Here is a 16,589-nt window from a genome sequence, read left to right as displayed (position 1 = left end):
GCATGGACTTGCGTGCCGATGCTGATGCTGCGGATGTGCGTGAATTAACGGAATGATGGAGCGAGGTGATGAGCAAGCAAGGCAGTGCATCTCAGGTCGCGCAAGAACTTCTTACTGGCTGGCTGGCCGCCCGTTCAATCGCGCGCGGTTTGCCGTTGCCGGTGCCCGATCATGGGGGACTGCGTGTTGATACGGGGTCGGCGGAGGAGGTTAGGCGTTATGTCTTTGCCGGACCAGCCCCGGAAATTCGCGCGCTGGCGCTGTCGATTACGGCTCCACGTGTTTTCATCAAGATGTGTGGACATGGTGAGCAGTTGCTCGACCTCGTCCCGCCAGGGTGGGAGCTCCAGCCGGCCGGCTACTTAATGACCCACGATGGCAGCCGCGATGTGCAGCACGCCTTGCCCGCCGAGTATCGGCTGGAGCTGGTCACTGAAAGCTTTACGCGTGTGGCGCGTATTTTTGCCGCTGACGGCAATCTGGCGGCGAGCGGATATGCGGTTGAATACGGCGGGGTGTTTATCTTTGACCGCATCGTCACGGAGGACGCGCACCAGCGACGGGGCCTGGGCAGGGCGGTGATGGCGGCGCTGGGTTCGACGCAGTGCTCCGATGCGGCGCGGCGTCTGCTCGTGGCGACCGATGCGGGGCGGGCGTTGTACTCGACGTTGGGGTGGAGCGTTCTTTCGCCGTTTTCAACGGTGGTCATTCGATAGGCGTCGCAGGCGGCTCATGGCGGATTACGGCGTTCCGCCTAATCCGCCCTACGTGATTACGTGGTTGTGTGGTTGTGTGGTTGTGTGGTTGTGTGGTTTTCAGGCGCAATGTCCGTGCGCGTGCTCAGGATCTTTCCAGTTCCTCTTTGCGGCCACCGCGTAGTTTGCCCAGGGCTACCGCGGCCGCCGAGGTGCGCGTTTCCACGCCCAGCTTCACGAACACGTGTTCCAGGTGCTTGTTGACCGTGCGCGGGCTGGTGCCGAGGATCTCGCCGATGTCGCGGTTGGTCTTGCCCTTGATTAGCCAGTTCAGCACCTCCGATTCGCGCTGCGTCAGCTTGAACGCGGCCATCAGCTTTTCGATCTGGGCGACGTCCGATTCCTCGCGCAGTACGATCATCCATTGTTCGTCCTCGCTGAACTCCGCCGCCGAGAAGATCAGCCGGCGGCTGCCGCGCGCCAGCGTCAGCGGCGGGTGCGACTGGCCCTGGCTGTGCGCGTGCTGCGTCGCCGCCAGCCATGAGGTCAGCTCCGAGTCGACCAGATACCCCTGCATCAAGGTGCGCGCGAGCGGGGTTTGCCAGACGATCTTGCCGTCGCGCGGCGTCATCGCGATGACCGCGTTGCCGAAGGCGTCCAGGGCGCTGCGGGCCTGGTCCATCAGGCGCGCGGTCTGCATGTGGGCGGCGATCCGCGCCAGCACCTCGCCGGTGCGCAGCGGTTTGGTCACGTAGTCGTTGCCGCCCGCTTCGAAGGCGGCCACCACGTGCTCGGCCTCCGTCAGGCCGGTCATGAACACCACCGGGATGTGGCGCGTGGCCAGGTTGGCTTTCAGGCGGCGGCAGGTTTCGAAACCGTCCATGCCGGGCATGATGGCGTCGAGCAGGATGATGTCCGGCTGCGCTTCGGCGGCGCGTTGCAGCGCCGTTTCGCCGTTGTTCGCCACCAGCACCGTGAAGCCGGATTCGTCGAGCGCGTCGTGCAGCACGGCGAGGTTTTCCGGCACGTCGTCGACCACCAGCACCACGTTGCCGCGCGCGGGTTCAATGTTGAAGTTCATCGCTCTTGTTCTTTCGGACAAAGTCAGCCATCGCGTCCAGCTGGAAGCGTTTGGCAAAATCCCGCATGGTGTGCGTGAAGCCGTGGTGGGCCGCGTCGAGCGCGTCGATCTCGTCGAGTTTGGCCTGGATGCCGCGCACGTAGCCGATGCGTATCAATTCCTCCAGCGCGGCCATCTGCGCGGCCGGCGGCAGCGTCATGGACGCCGGCGGCGCCGGCATCTCGCTGCTGATCGTCTCCGCGCGCGGTTGCGTGATCCAGTCCAGCGCCAGCCGGCGGCCGATCCAGTCCAGCAGCTCGGCGACGTTGACCGGCTTGACGATGAAGTCCGCCGCGGTGATGCCGGCCTGGTTTTCCATGCCCTTGTCGAAGGCGTTGGCCGAGACGATGGCGATCGGCACCTGCGACAGCTGGCGGCGGCGCAGGATGTAGCTGGCCTCCCAGCCGTCCATGCCGGGCATGGCCAGGTCCATCAGGATCAGGTCGGGCTGGAAGGAGGCGTGCAGGTCGATGCATTCGAGTCCCGACGCGGCCTGCGCGATCTCGAATCCCAGCGGGGCGAGGATGTTGAGCAGCAGTTCGCGGTCGACCTGCTCGTTGTCGACCACCAGGATGCGCCGCCGTGGGCCCCGATAGCCGGTGCGCTGCCGCGCCGGCGCCTCCAGTTCCTTGAGCTCCTTGCCGGTGACGTGCACGCTGGGCAGGAACAGGCGGATGTGGAACAAGCTGCCTTGCAGCGGCGCGCTGCGGATGTTCATTTCGCCGCCCATCAATTGGGTCAGCATTTTGCTGATCGGCAGACCGAGGCCGGTGCCGCTGGCGTTGGCGTGCGCGCTGGCGCTGCCGCGCGTGAACGGTTCGAAGATGTGATCGAGTTCCTCGCGCAGGATGCCGGGGCCGGAATCCTCGATCTCGAACGAGGCGATCTCGCGCGCGTACTTCAGCCGCAACACGACGCCGCCCTCGCTGGTGAACTTGACGGCGTTGCCGAGGATGTTGATGAGGATCTGGCCCAGGCGCTTGCGGTCGGCGCGCACGATGCGCGGCAGCGCCCCGGTCAACTCGTAGCGGAAGGTCAGCCCCTTGTTGGCCGCCTGCAGTTCGAACATGCGCACCAGCTGTCCGATGAAGTCGGGGAAGTTGATCTCCTTGGTGTCGAAGGTCAGCTTGCCGCCCTCGATGCGGGCGATATCGAGCGTGCCTTCGATCAGCGACAGCAGGTGCTCGCCGCTGCTGCGGATCACGCGGATGGCCTGCTGCCGGTGTTCGGGGATCGACGGGTCGTTGTCGAGCAGCTGGGCGTAGCCGAGGATGGCATTCAGCGGCGTCCTGATCTCGTGGCTGATGCCGGCGATGTAGCGGCTCTTGGCCTGGTTGGCCTGGTCGGCGGTCTTCTTGGCCTGCTGCAGCTGGGCGTCGGTCTGGCTGTGCAGCTCGATCTCGCGCGTCAGCAGGCCGGTTTGCCGGTTCGATTCCTCCTGCGCCACGCGGCGGCTCTCGCTGGTGAGCACCAGCCACCACGCGACGATGCCGCTGGTGATCAGCAGCGCGGCGAAGATCTTGAAGAATACCAGCCGCAATTGCGGCAGCAGCGCCGCGTCGCCGGCCGGCAGCACCGATTGCTCGTGGTAGTAGATCAATCCGAGCAGGGCGCCGAGGAACAGCAGCGTGACGATCATCAGCAGCAGATAGTGTCCGAGGCCGCTGCTCAAATAGCGCCACAGCGATTTGGGCAACAGCGCCTGCATCGCCTGCTGCCATTGCGCCGACACTTTCGCGTGCGGCTTGCAGACGTCGTTGCAGCGCGCGTCCAGGCAGCAGCACAGCGAGCAGATCGAACCCTGGTAGGCCGGGCAGTGCGCCATGTCCTCGGCCTCGTACTCCTTCTCGCAGATCACGCAGGTCTTTTGCACCATGCCCGGCGCGCGGGCCGTATAGTATTTGCCCTTGGTGGCGATGGCGATCAGCGGCGCCGCCACCAGCGCCGTGAGCAGCGCGATGAAGGCGGAGAAGGCCTGCGCCTGGTGGCCGAACACGCCCATGAAGGCGGCCACCGACAGCGCCGACGCCAGCACCATGGCGCCGACGCCGACCGGGTTGATGTCGTACAGATAGGCGCGGCGGAATTCGATGCCCTTGGGGCTCAGTCCCAGCGGCTTGTTCACGACCAGGTCGGCCACCACCGCCGTGATCCACGAGATGGCGATGCACGAATACAGTCCGAGCACCTGGTCGAGCGCCTGGAACACGTCGAGCTCCATCAGCAGCACGGCGATCAGCGCGTTGAAGACGGCCCACACCACGCGGCCGGGATGGCTGTGCGTCAGGCGCGCGAAGAAGTTGGACCACGCCAGCGAGCCGGCGTAGGCGTTGGTCATGTTGATCTTCACCTGCGAGATCACCACCAGCAGCGCGGTGGCCAGCAATGCCAGCCGCGGATCGGCAAACACCTGGCCGTAGCCGGCCAGGTACATATGCGTGGGGTTGACCGCGAGGTCGAGCGGCACGGCGCTGCTGATGGCCAGGAAGGCCAGCAGCGCGCCGCCCAGCATCTTGGCGATGCCCAGCAGGATCCAGCCCGGCCCGGCGACCAGCACGCCCAGGTGCCAGCGCAGGCGGTTGTCCGCCGTCTTGGCTGGCATGAAGCGCAGGAAGTCGACCTGCTCGCCGATCTGCGTGATCAGCGCGACGCCGACGGCGGTGGCGGCGCCGAACATCAGCACATTGAAATGGCCGTTTTGGCCGGAGCGCCCGGCGTAGTCCATCAGCTGCGGCAGCAATTGCGGCTGCTTGTGCAGGATGGCGACGAAGGGCAGGGCCATGAGCACCAGCCACACGGGCTGGGTCAGCATCTGGATGCGGCTGATCAGGGTCACGCCGTGCGTCACCAGCGGGATGACGGCCAGCGCGCTGACCATGTAGCCGAGATAGAGCGGCAGGCCGAAATACAGTTCGAGCGCGTAGGCCATGATGGCCGCCTCCAGCGCGAACAGGATGAACGTGAACGAGGCGTAGACGAACGAGGAGATGGTCGAGCCGATGTAGCCGAAGCCGGCGCCGCGCGTGAGCAGGTCCATGTCGACGCCGTAGGTGGCGGCGTAGTAGCTGATCGGCAGGCCGGTGAGGAAGATGATCAGGCCGACGGCCATGATGGCCCACAGCGCGTTGATGAAGCCGTAGTTGACGGTGATGGTGCCGCCGATGGCTTCGAGCACCAGGAACGAGATGGCGCCGAAGGCCGTGTTGGAGACGCGGAACACCGACCATTTGCGGAATGAGCGCGGCGTGTAGCGCAGCGCGTAATCCTCGATCGTTTCGTTGGCCACCCAGGTGTTGTAGTCGCGCCGGATCTTGACGATGCGCTGGGGCGGTTCGGTCTCTGCCGCTGTGGTGCTCATGTGCTTCCTGTTTTGTCTTATAGGTCTTTTGTCCGTATTTTCAAGCAAGAAATATGCCGAGGAATGGGGCGGGGCGCGGGCTTTCGTTCCGCGCATGTCCACTTCGCCGGGGCGGCGTGGCGCCGCCGGACGGGCTTGTAGAGTCGATAAGCCGGAATTTATCCGGCCCACATCGAGAAGAGAGAGTGCAAGCCATGGAAAAAATTTCAGCCACGCGCGTACACGACGCGCAGCATCCCCGAGGGGAGTGTCACGCCCATCCGGCCGGCCCCGGTGCCATCAATCTGGACAAGGAATGGGAGCAGGCCGTGCGGCGTCTGATGCAACGCGGCCTGGGCCGCAAGTCGGCGGCGTCCGAACTCGACGACGGCGACCACAAGCGGCCGAAGCATGACCATCATCACCATCACCATCACCATCACACCCATCACACCCATCACAACCACCACGCCCACCACCACCATAAATCGGCCGACGCGCAGCCAACCCGGTCCGCCGCGACCCATGTGGCCATGCCCGCGCATCACATCGGCGCGGCAGCCCCGGTTGTGCACCACGATGGTGCAAAATTGGCCGACACGACAGTAAGCGCACCGCACGCGCCGGTCAAGGCCGTCACGCTTGCCGCCGCCGGGCCGGTGCCGGGCGTCCGGCCGGCGGCCCGCACGGCGCCGCCGGAGCCGACCGCCATCGTCGATGTGAATAAAACCATCATCGTCCACGCGGGCGAAACCTTCGACGGCGGCGGTAAGTATTACCGTCCGACCAAAGCGCTGGGCGACGGCGGCGTCAGCGAGACGCAATTGCCGGTGTTTATCGTGGAATCGGGCGGCAAGCTGAAGAATCTGCAGTATTCCGGCGCGGACGGCATCCACCTGATGGGCGACGCCAAGCTCGACAACGTCGTCAACCGCGACGTCGGCGAGGACGCCATCACCATCGACGGCGCCGACAACCGCGCGGTCGACGCCCAGCGCGCCGGCGTCGCCGCCACCGCGTTGGGCCGGCCGGCGCAGGTCGAGATCACCAACTCGTCGTTCTACCACGCGCACGACAAGGTGATCCAGACCAACGGCGACGCCAACGTCAAGCTCCAGGGGCTCCAGGCGTCCGACGTCGGCCAGTTGATGGTCACCAGCGGCGGCAAGCCGATCACGGCGCACGTGGACTTCGAGGATTCGGTGCTGCGCGACGTCAAGTACGACGTGTTCCGCTTCGATTCGCACACGTCGAGCGTCAACTTCAAGAACGACGATACCGGCCACGCGGGACTGGAGGCGATGATGGGCGATACCCACAAGGCCACCGGCGCGGCCAGCGTGCGGCAGTCGACCGATACGGTCTGAAGCGGCCGGGGCCGGCCCGCTAGCGGTGCTTGCCGCTGTTGAGCTTGTCGAGCAGGCGGGTCAGCTCGTCCCGCATGGCGGGAGACAGGTTGGTGAACTGGCAGCCGATCTGCACCTGCTCGCCCAGCAGGAAGGAGCGGAAGGTGCGCGACAGGCGCACCTCGAGGTCGGCGATCATGACCGAGTCGGGGCCGAGCTCGAGCCGCACGCGCTGCAGCTTGCGGCCCACGTGCAGGCCGACGCAGTCGCGCGGCGGCGCCCGCATGCCGACGCCGCCCGACGAGAAGTCGTACAACTGCAACTCGTACGGCTTGCCGTTCAGCACGAACGAGGCCATGTAGTAGATGCCCAGCGGGGTTTCCAGCCGGGTCGAGGCGCGCCGGTTCAGCACCAGGCACTTGTCCGGGAACTCCAGCGGGATCAGGGTCGGCACGCCGGGCTGGCAGGCCCATTCGTCCGACGCCAGCTTGAACTGGATCTTCGACGAGCGCAGCCAGGCGACGAAGGTGGCCTCGCCGGGCGGCAGGAACTCGCCCTCGTTGAGCTCGAGCACAAAATACGGGTTTTCCGGATCGACCGAGCGGATCCGCGCCATCACCACGTTGGTGGTGCTGGCCGGATAGATCGACACCGGGTCGCCATTGTCGGCGAGCAGGGTCAGCGAATCGCCGATGTCGTGCTCATCGGTCATGTCATGCGGCTTCGAACCGGCCGGTATCGGCTCCACAGCATCTTTTAGGCTGGGCGGGCCACGGCGCATTTCATTGGGTATGGGATCGTTCACTGCGGCATATCTCTTTGATAATGACTTCGGCAATGCGAGGTCGGTCCGCACAGTTTACAATTTATTCCCGCACTTGGCTTGCTAAATAGCAATAAGTGGTCAGAATATTTCACCGATTGTGCGGTTTTGGTCCACGGGCGCCGGCGCCGGCGCCTTAAAACTGCTCTTCGGGACGCAGATAGCGCCACTGGCCCACCGGCAGGTCGCCCAGTTTGACCTTGCCGATGCGAACCCTTTTCAAACCGACCACTTTCAGGCCGACCATGTCGCACATGCGGCGGATCTGGCGTTTTTTGCCTTCGCGCAGGGTGAAACTGAGCTGGTCGTCGTTTTGCCAGCGCACCTTGGCCGGCAACAGCGGCTTGCCGTCCATCCACAGGCCGTGGTTGAGCTTTTTGAGGTCGCTGTCGGGCAGCTTGCCCGGCTTGGTGTACTCGACCCGCACCAGGTATTCCTTGTCGACGCTGGTGGTCTCGCCGATCAGGTGCTTGGCCACGCGGCCGTCCTGGGTCAGCACCAGCAGGCCGACCGAGTCGATGTCGAGCCGGCCGGCCGGCACCAGCGAGCGCAGCTGGGTGGGGTGGAACAGTTCCGGCGACGGATCGTCCGGCCAGCGGTTCTCCGGCTTGACCAGCACCACGGCCGGCTGGTAGCCGTCCTCGGCCTGGCCGCTGACGTAGCCCATCGGCTTGTTGATCAGCACCGTCACGCGCTTCGATTGCTCGGCGGCGGCCTGGCGCTCGACGGTGACCTTCTGGCTGGGGGTGACCTTGCTGCCCAGTTCGGAGACCACCTGGCCGTCGACCCGGACCCAGCCGCGCGCAATCCACTCGTCGGCTTCGCGGCGCGAGCACAGGCCCAGTTCGGACATGCGTTTGGACAGGCGTAATAATTCTTCTGACATGATGCTTTTCTATAAATGATGAGTATGGGGTAAAGCTAATATGAATCGGGTCGGGCCGCGTCGCTGGCGGCTCGTGGCGGATTACGGCGTTCCGCCTAATCCGCCCTACGGTCCGATGACGGTAAATCCGATCTAAAACACGTAGGGCGGATTAGCGCGCCGCGCGTAATCCGCCATGAGCCGCCAATGGAACAGTTTATACCTTGATCGCCTCAAGCAGGTCGGTCTCGAGCTGCAACTGGCTGCGGGCGTTGCCCAGCGCCGGGCCGTCGATCAGGAACACGTCCTCGACCCGCTCCCCCAGGGTCATGACCTTGGCCGTGTGCAGGTTGAGGCGGTACTTGGCCAGCACGTTGGCGATCGAATAGAGCAGCCCGGTGCGGTCGTTGGCGGCGATCGACAGCAGGTAATACTGGCCGCGCTCGTCCGGGCGCAGGTCCACCGTCGGCTGCATCGGGAACGTGCGCGACAGGCGCGACAGCCGGCCCTTGCCGGGCGCCGTCAGCGGCTCCGGATGGGTCAGCACGCCGCACAGCTCGTGCTCGATCAGGCTGATGATGTCGCGGTAGCTCTTGGCGAAGTTCTGCTCCGTCACCAGGAAGGTGTCGAGCGCGTAGCCGTGGCGCGTGGTGTGGATCTTGGCGTCGAGGATGCTGAAGTTCTTGCGGTCGAAGTAGCTGCAGATGCGCGCGAACAGGTCCGGCTGGTCGCGGATGTAGACCGCCACCTGCAGGCCCTCGCCGATCGGCGCCAGGCGGCACTTGACGACCGGCTTGTCGCTGGTGAAGCGGTCGTACAGCGCGCGCGTCTGCCAGGCGATGTCGGAGGCGTCGTGGCGCAGGAAGTAGGCGACGTCGAGCTGGCGCCAGAACGCCTCGTGCGCGTCCGGCCCCAGGCCGTACAGGCGCAGCGTGGCCAAGGCCTCCTGCTGGCGGTTCTTCAGCTCGTGGTCGGCGCTGTGCGGCTCGCCGCCAAGCACGCGCAGGGTGATGCGGTACAGGTCCTCGAGCAGCTTGGCCTTCCAGGCGTTCCACACCTTCGGGCTGGTGCCGCGGATGTCGGCCACCGTCAGCAGGTACAGCGCCGTCAGGTGGCGCTCGTCGCCCACCGTCTTGGCGAAGGCGGCGATGACGTCCGGGTCCGACAGGTCCTGCTTTTGCGCCACCTGCGACATCGCCAGGTGCTGCTCGACCAGGAACACCACCAGCTCGGTGTCCTCGGCGCTCATGCCGTGTTCGACGCAGAACTGCTGGGCGTCGACCGTGCCCAGCTTGGAGTGGTCGCCGCCGCGGCCCTTGGCGATGTCGTGGAACAGCGCGCCCAGGTACAGCAGCCACGGCTGCGCGAAGTTGGCCATCAGCTGGCTGCAGAACGGGTATTCGTGCGCGTGCTCGGCCATCGTGAAGCGGCGCATGTTGCGCACCACCATCAGGATGTGCTGGTCGACCGTGTAGACGTGGAACAGGTCGTGCTGCATCTGGCCGACGATCTTGCGGAAGTTGGGCAGGTAGCGGCCCAGGATCGACAAATCGTTCATGCGGCGCAGCGCGTGGATGATGCCCTGCGGCGCCTGCAGGATGCGCAGGAACAGCGCGCGGTTGACCGGGTCGGCGCGGAACGCGGTGTCGATCTGGAAGCGCTCGTGCCACAGCGCGCGCATGGTGCGCGAAGTCATGCCCTTGAGCGACGGCCGCTCGGTCATCAGCACGAAGATCTCCAGCATCGCCGACGGCGTGCGCACGAAGGTGTCGTCGTCGCCCATGTCGATCAGGCCGTTGAGGTCGTTGAAGCGCGCGTTGATCGGCACCGCCACCTCCTCCTGCGGGAACAGCCGTTCCTCGATGTTTTGCAGCAGGATGGTGTTGAGCTGGGTGACCGTCTTGGCGGCCCAGTAGTAGCGCTGCATCAGGTATTCGCTGGCGCGGCGCATGCCCGGGCCGCTGCCGGTGGCCTGCAGGCCGAGCGACTCGGCGATGGCGGTCTGGATGTCGAACACCAGCCGGTCCTCGCGGCGGCCGGCGTGCAGGTGCAGGCGCACGCGGATGTCCTTGAAGGCGCGCTCCTTTTCCATCAGCTGCTTGGCCTCGGTCTGGGTGATCAGGCCGCTGGTGGCCAGGGTGCGCCACGAGTTGGCCAGGCCGGCGGCCTTGACCAGCCACAGGATCACCTGCAGGTCGCGCAGGCCGCCCGGGCTTTCCTTGCAGTTCGGCTCCAGGCTGAAGGCGGTGTCCTCGTACTTGGCGTGGCGCTGGCGCATCTCCAGCAGCTTGGCGTGGTAGAAGGCGCGCGGGTCCATCGCCTCGTCGTAGCGGCGCTGCAGCTGGGCGAACAATTGCTCGTCGCCGCAGATCACGCGCGCCTCGAGCAGGCTGGTTTGCACGGTGATGTCGGCGGCCGACTCGGTCAGGCACTCGTCGACGGTGCGGATGCTGTGGCCGATCTCCAGGCCCAGGTCCCACAGCAGCTGCACCAGCTCCTCGAGCTTTTCGGTGGTGGCGGCGTCGGGCGCCTGTTCGAGCAGGATCAGCAGGTCGACGTCGGAATAGGGGAACAGCTCGCCGCGGCCGTAGCCGCCCACGCCCACCAGCGCCGTGTTGGCCGGCAGGCGCGCCGCGTGCCAGGCCGTGGTCAGCACCGCGTCGACGCTCTGGCGCAGGCTGCGCAGCAGCTTTTCGGGCATGCCGTCGGCCTGGAAGCCGGCGATGACGATCTGGCGTTCGGTCTTGAGCTGGCGTTTGAGCTGCTCGCGCAGCTCGTTTTTCATGACGGCCGCCGACATGCGCGCTACGCCGCCACGGCCGCAGCGGCCGCACCGGCCGTGATGAAGGCCGGCGGCGGCGGGCTGCCGGCCGACAAGGTCAGCACCTCGTAGCCGGTCTCGGTGACCAGGATGGTGTGCTCCCACTGCGCCGACAGGCTGCGGTCCTTGGTTTTGATGGTCCAGCCGTCGCCCATTTCGCGGATCTCGCGCTTGCCGGCGTTGATCATCGGCTCGATGGTGAAGATCATGCCCGGCTTGAGCTCGTCGAGCGTGCCCGGCCGGCCGTAGTGCAGCACCTGCGGCTCCTCGTGGAAAATCTTGCCGATGCCGTGGCCGCAGAACTCGCGCACCACGCTGTAGCCGGCTTTTTCGGCGTGCTGCTGGATGGCGTGGCCGATGTCGCCCAGGTGCGCGCCCGGCTTGACCTTGGCGATGCCCAGCCACATGCATTCATAGGTGATGTCGGACAGGCGCTTGGTCATGATCGACGGTTCGCCGATCAGGAACATGCGGCTGTTGTCGCCGTGATAACCATCCTTGATGACGGTGATGTCGAGGTTGACCGAGTCGCCGCTCTTGAGCACCTTGTCGCCGGGGATGCCGTGGCAGATGACGTCGTTGACCGAGGTGCAGATCGCCTTCGGGTAGGGCGTGTAGCCGGGCGGGCAGTAATTGAGCGGCGCCGGGATCGTGCCCTGGACGTTGACCATGTATTCGTGGCAGAGGCGGTCCAGCTCGCCGGTGGTGACGCCGGCCTTGACGAAGGGGGTGATGTAATCGAGCACTTCGGAGCCGAGGCGGCCGGCCACGCGCATGCCGGCGATGTCTTCGGCGGATTTAATGGAGATGGACATAGAGGATCGCAATCAGCAAGGTAAACGGTAAAAACGCAGGCGGCGAGCGGACCGGGGTCCGTCGCGGCGTGCAGATATGCTGAAATTATAAACGACGCCGGGGGCGCCGCGTGCGGCAACGGCCGCCCTGTGTCGAAATCGGCTCAGGCCGCCGTGTGGGCGGCGACCGCGGCGGCGGCGCGGCGCTTGCGGCGGGCGGCGAAGCCGAGCAGGCCCAGGCCGCTCAGCAGCATGGCGTAGGTCTCCGGCTCCGGCACCGGGGTCACGTGCGGGTTGCCGGGCGGGTTGGGCGGCGGCAGGATGGGGCGCACGCTGCCGCCCGGGAAGACCGGCTGGTTGGCCGGCACCGGGCGGCCCGCGAAGGGCTGCTCGACCACCCGTTCCTCGACCGGCGCGGCCGGCATCGGCGCCGGCAGGAAGCCGGCGGTGCGCAGGTTCGGCACGTCCTCGATCATCGGCGCGTCCACCAGGCCCAGGTCGCTGTCGCCGACGTGGTCGTTCCAGTTCGGGGCCGGCGCCACCGCTGGCGGCGGCACGGCGGCCACGGCCGGGCGCGGGCGGGCGATGCGGCTGACGTTGCCGCAGATCTTGGGCACCAGGATGCAATGCTGGTCGACGCAGTAGACGGCGCCCGGCTCTTCGCGTTTCGGGCTCCACTTGCTGCGGGTGACGGTGTGGCACACCGAGGCGGCGCCGAAGTGCATGTCGCGGATCTCGGGGTCGTAGTTATACTTGCCGGTGATGGCGTCGCGCGTGATGCTGACCATCTCGTCCGGGTTGCCGTAGGCGAGGCGGTGCTTGAGCTTGACGCGGGTGCGTTCCGGGATGTCGGTGTAGCGGTCGATCGCCGCGTCGGTGTTGCCGGTGTACGGGTTCGCGCCCGGGCGGTCCCACGAACAGCTCGGTTGTACGGTCGCGGCCGCCGCGAGGGTGATGGCAAAAAGGGTGGACATCGAGACAATCTCCAAAACGCAATATTGCGATTTTAACAGGTCTTACAGAAAAGCAAGTGTCTTATTGCTGGGGCACTAAACTTTGGCAAATGATATTACAAATTGGTCACGATTCACATGATCGAGAACAATAAATTTCTGAATGTTACAATTTAACGTTTGGGTCGTTGTATCGGCGCCGACATTTGACATTTTTTGTCCAGGGCAACGGGCGCGGACGCGGATCGCGCCAGTCGGCTCGCCGATGCCTTTCGGCGCACTGTGCCGCTGAGTCGGCGCGTGGTCCGGGACCGGACTTGCCCAAATGGCTGTTTTCAGGGTAGAATCTCGGGTTGCTTGAATTTGATTTTGTGTTCGGGCAATGTTGTTAATATTGTTTATTCATAAACGCGAATCCGATCGACAAGGGTGCCTCTATGGTGACTGATCGGATTCCAGACCCAACCCTGGAGTTAAATATGTCCGTAACGATGCGCGAAATGCTGGAAGCCGGTGTCCACTTTGGTCACCAAACCCGTTTCTGGAACCCAAAGATGGCACCGTTCATCTTCGGTCACCGCAACAAGATCCATATCATCAACTTGGAAAAGACGATGGGTATGTATCAAGAAGCGATGAAACACGTGAAGCAGGTTGCTTCGAACCGCGGCACCATCCTGATGGTTGGTACCAAGCGCCAGGCACGCGAAATCATCGCCGCTGAAGCCGCACGCGCGGGCGTTCCTTTCGTCGATCAGCGTTGGCTCGGCGGCATGCTGACCAACTTCAAGACCATCAAGACCTCGATCAAGCGCCTGAAAGACATGGAAGCCCAGATCGAAGACGGTTCGGTCGAGAAGCTGTCGAAAAAAGAAGGCCTGATGTTCCAGCGCGAAATGGTCAAGCTGCAAAAATCGATCGGCGGTATCAAAGACATGGGCGGCGTTCCTGACGCTATCTTCGTCGTTGACGTTGGCTACCATAAAGGCGCCATCACCGAAGCCGCTAAACTGGGCATCCCGGTTATCGGCGTGGTCGACACCAACCACTCGCCAGAAGGCGTTCAGTACGTTATTCCAGGCAACGACGACTCGTCGAAAGCCATCACGCTGTACGCCCGTGGCGTTGCGGACGCGATCCTGGAAGGCCGTGCAGCCGCCGGTAACGAAGTTGTTGAAATGGTCAAAGCCGCAGCTGGCGACGAATTCGTCGAAGTGAACGAACAGGCTTAATTGTTCTTTACTAGCTAGCTGTAAGGAAAAAGGGGTGGCCAACAGCTCCCCCTTTTTTTTAACTAATGGGTAGAGCAGGGCTCACCGGCCGCTCCCCTTCCACCGAATACCGAATACAGGAGAAACACTATGGCAGCGATTACTGCAGCAATGGTAGGCGAACTGCGCGCCAAGACGGACGCGCCAATGATGGAATGCAAAAAAGCACTGACCGAAGCCGAAGGCGACATGGGTCGTGCGGAAGAGATCCTGCGCGTCAAGCTGGGCGGCAAGGCATCGAAGGCATCGGCCCGCATCACGGCCGAAGGCGTGGTCGCCGCCTACATCGCCAACGGCGTGGGCGCGCTGATCGAAGTGAACTCGGAAACCGACTTCGTCGCCAAGAACGACGACTTCCTGAACCTGGCCAACACCGCAGCCAAGCTGGTCGCTGAAAACAACCCGGCCGACGTCGCCGCGCTGCTGGCCCTGCCAGCGGGCAACGGCCAGACCCTGGACGAAGTGCGTTCGGCCCTGATCGGCAAGATCGGCGAAAACATGTCGATCCGCCGCTTCCAGCGTTTCGAAACGAGCGCCAAGCTGGCCTCGTACCTGCACGGCACCCGCATCGGCGTGATGGTCGAGTTCGACGGCGCCGACGAGCAAGTCGGTAAAGACGTCGCCATGCACATCGCCGCGATGAAGCCGGTGTCGCTGTCGGCCGACCAGGTTCCAGCCGAACTGATCGAAAAAGAGCGCTCGGTCGCCAAGCTCAAGGCCGAGGAAGACGCGGCCGCCGCCGTGGCCGCCGGCAAGCCTGCGCAATCGCCGGAAATCCTGGCCAAGCGCCTGGAAGGCTCGGTCCAGAAGTATCTGAAGGAAGTGTCGCTGCTGAACCAGGCGTTCGTCAAGAACGACAAGCAGTCGATCGAACAGATGCTGAAGGAAAAAGCGACCACCATCAAGGCGTTCACCATGTACGTGGTGGGCGAGGGCATCGAGAAGAAAGTCGACGACTTCGCCGCTGAAGTGGCCGCGCAAATGGCCGCTTCCCAGGGTTAATAGTACAAACGGGCCGAGAGGCCCGTTTTTTTAACCCGGCAACATAACATTGTCTGTAACACAAGTTGTCCCCGGCGGCCGTCGCGCCTATCTCAAGGTATGATAGGCGCCGGCAGCCTTCCCCGAATCAACCCTATACACTTTAGGAGCCCCGTCTCATGTCCAAACCAGCCTACAAGCGCGTCCTCCTCAAATTGTCCGGCGAAGCCCTGATGGGCGATGATCCTTACGGCATCAACCGCGGCACGATCGAACGGATGGTGGCCGATGTGGCCGAGGTCGCGAAACTGGGCGTGGAACTGGCGATCGTCATTGGCGGCGGCAACATCTTCCGTGGCGTCGCCCCCGGCGCCCAAGGCATGGACCGCGCCACCGCCGACTACATGGGCATGCTGGCCACCGTCATGAACGCGCTGGCGCTGGCCGACGCGATGCGCCATGTCGGCATCACCGCGCGCGTGATGTCGGCCATCGGCATCGAGCAGGTGGTCGAGCCGTATGTGCGCCCGAAGGCGCTGCAGTACCTGGAAGAGGGCAAGGTCGTGGTGTTCGCGGCCGGCACCGGCAACCCGTTCTTCACCACCGACACGGCCGCCGCGCTGCGCGGTTCCGAGGTCAGCGCCGAGATCGTCCTGAAGGCCACCAAGGTCGACGGCGTCTACACGGCCGACCCGAAGAAGGACCCGAACGCCACGCTGTACCACTCGATCACCTTCGACGAGGCGATCGCCAAGCACCTGCAAGTGATGGACGCGACCGCCTTCGCGCTGTGCCGCGACCAGAAATTGCCGATCAAAGTGTTCTCCATCACCAAGCCCGGCGCGCTCAAACGCGTCATCATGGGCGAGGATGAGGGTACACTGGTTCACGTTTAATGTTTATGCACCACGTTTAATTCATCCGATAACAGGAGAGCAGCAATGTCCGTAGCTGACGTTAAAAAGAATGCGCAAGAACGCATGACCAAATCGCTGGAAACCTTGCGCGCCGATCTGGCCAAGGTGCGCACCGGCCGCGCCCACACCGGCATCCTCGACCACGTGATGGTCGAATACTACGGTTCGCCGACGGCGCTGAGCCAGGTGGCCAACGTCACCCTGATGGACGCGCGCACCATCGGCGTGCAGCCGTTCGAGAAGAAAATGGCCTCGACCATCGAAAAAGCCATCCGCGACGCCGACCTGGGCCTGAACCCGTCGGCCCAGGGCGACATGATCCGCGTGCCGACCCCGCCGCTGACCGAGGAGCGCCGCAAGGAGATGGTCAAGCTGGTCAAGAGCGAAGCCGAGGACGCCAAGATCGCGGTGCGCAACATCCGCCGCGACGGCAACGAATCGCTGAAAAAACTGGTCAAGGACAAGGCCATCTCCGAGGACGAGGAGCGCCGCGCGTCCGACGAGGTGCAAAAGCTGACTGACAAGTTCATCGCCGACATCGACAAGATGGTTGTCGAAAAAGAAAAGGAAGTGCTGACGGTCTAACCCGGAAGACGCCGACGGCGAATTTGGCACCTCGGCCGAGGGGTCGGACCCCGTACGGGGTCCGACCCCGTCACGCTTTCG

13 protein-coding genes are annotated in these 16,589 nt (G+C 64.3%); 6 read left to right on the top strand and 7 right to left on the bottom strand.

Annotated elements, in window-relative coordinates; all coding sequences use genetic code 11:
- Positions 1-68: 68 nt before the first annotated feature.
- The gene (locus JOD97_RS05510; RefSeq protein WP_209714056.1) at positions 69-716 is read left to right on the top strand and encodes a GNAT family N-acetyltransferase; all 648 of its coding nucleotides are present in this window, start codon (positions 69-71) and stop codon (positions 714-716) included.
- Positions 717-840: 124 nt separating this feature from the next.
- On the opposite strand, the gene JOD97_RS05505 is transcribed toward JOD97_RS05510, so the two are convergent.
- Together JOD97_RS05505 and JOD97_RS05500 are read right to left on the bottom strand one after the other, a co-directional pair.
- The gene (locus JOD97_RS05505; RefSeq protein ID WP_209714054.1) at positions 841-1,776 is read right to left on the bottom strand and encodes a response regulator; all 936 of its coding nucleotides are present in this window, start codon (positions 1,774-1,776) and stop codon (positions 841-843) included.
- Positions 1,760-5,173 carry an ATP-binding protein gene (locus JOD97_RS05500; protein ID WP_209714052.1) on the bottom strand — a complete coding sequence of 1,138 codons (3,414 nt, stop codon included), beginning with the start codon at positions 5,171-5,173 and terminating at the stop codon, positions 1,760-1,762. Before JOD97_RS05500 ends, JOD97_RS05505 begins: the two co-directional genes overlap by 17 nt.
- A gap of 194 nt (positions 5,174-5,367) precedes the next feature.
- On the opposite strand from JOD97_RS05500, the gene JOD97_RS05495 reads away from it, so the two are divergent.
- Positions 5,368-6,519: a pectate lyase gene (locus JOD97_RS05495; protein ID WP_229264190.1), complete on the top strand. Its 1,152-nt coding sequence runs from the start codon at positions 5,368-5,370 to the stop codon at positions 6,517-6,519.
- A 19-nt stretch (positions 6,520-6,538) separates the two neighbouring features.
- Here the strand turns inward: JOD97_RS05495 and JOD97_RS05490 are convergent, their stop codons facing one another.
- The 5 genes from JOD97_RS05490 to JOD97_RS05470 form a co-directional block, all read right to left on the bottom strand.
- Positions 6,539-7,210 (bottom strand): flagellar brake protein, encoded by a 672-nt coding sequence (locus tag JOD97_RS05490; protein ID WP_209714050.1) that lies wholly within the window; start codon positions 7,208-7,210, stop codon positions 6,539-6,541.
- A 247-nt stretch (positions 7,211-7,457) separates the two neighbouring features.
- Entirely contained in the window at positions 7,458-8,207 is a 750-nt protein-coding gene (locus tag JOD97_RS05485; protein WP_209714048.1) for a pseudouridine synthase, read from the bottom strand.
- A gap of 196 nt (positions 8,208-8,403) precedes the next feature.
- Positions 8,404-10,971: a [protein-PII] uridylyltransferase gene (locus JOD97_RS05480; protein ID WP_209714046.1), complete on the bottom strand. Its 2,568-nt coding sequence runs from the start codon at positions 10,969-10,971 to the stop codon at positions 8,404-8,406.
- A gap of 20 nt (positions 10,972-10,991) precedes the next feature.
- On the bottom strand, positions 10,992-11,822 hold the full coding sequence (gene map / locus JOD97_RS05475; RefSeq protein WP_209714044.1) for a type I methionyl aminopeptidase: 831 nt from the start codon (positions 11,820-11,822) through the stop codon (positions 10,992-10,994).
- Between the two features lie 143 nt (positions 11,823-11,965).
- Positions 11,966-12,775 (bottom strand): MHFG family PEP-CTERM protein, encoded by an 810-nt coding sequence (locus JOD97_RS05470; protein ID WP_209714043.1) that lies wholly within the window; start codon positions 12,773-12,775, stop codon positions 11,966-11,968.
- Between the two features lie 458 nt (positions 12,776-13,233).
- Between JOD97_RS05470 and rpsB the strand changes: the two genes are divergently transcribed.
- The 4 genes from rpsB (at position 13,234) to frr (ending at position 16,508) form a co-directional block, all read left to right on the top strand.
- Positions 13,234-13,986, top strand: a complete 753-nt coding sequence (gene rpsB / locus JOD97_RS05465) for a 30S ribosomal protein S2 (protein WP_209714041.1) — start codon at positions 13,234-13,236, stop codon at positions 13,984-13,986.
- A gap of 129 nt (positions 13,987-14,115) precedes the next feature.
- A complete protein-coding gene (gene tsf / locus JOD97_RS05460; protein ID WP_209714039.1) occupies positions 14,116-15,027 on the top strand; it encodes a translation elongation factor Ts in 912 nt (303 codons plus the stop codon).
- 158 nt (positions 15,028-15,185) lie between these two features.
- On the top strand, positions 15,186-15,902 hold the full coding sequence (pyrH, locus tag JOD97_RS05455) for a UMP kinase (RefSeq protein WP_209714037.1): 717 nt from the start codon (positions 15,186-15,188) through the stop codon (positions 15,900-15,902).
- 45 nt (positions 15,903-15,947) lie between these two features.
- Positions 15,948-16,508 carry a ribosome recycling factor gene (gene frr, locus JOD97_RS05450; protein ID WP_209714035.1) on the top strand — a complete coding sequence of 187 codons (561 nt, stop codon included), beginning with the start codon at positions 15,948-15,950 and terminating at the stop codon, positions 16,506-16,508.
- Positions 16,509-16,589 lie beyond the last annotated feature (81 nt).

This window comes from Duganella sp. 1411, assembly GCF_017833525.1.
Lineage (GTDB): Bacteria > Pseudomonadota > Gammaproteobacteria > Burkholderiales > Burkholderiaceae_D > Rugamonas.
Note: the sequence above shows the minus strand (reverse complement) of the source record. Positions and strands in the feature narration are given on the sequence as shown.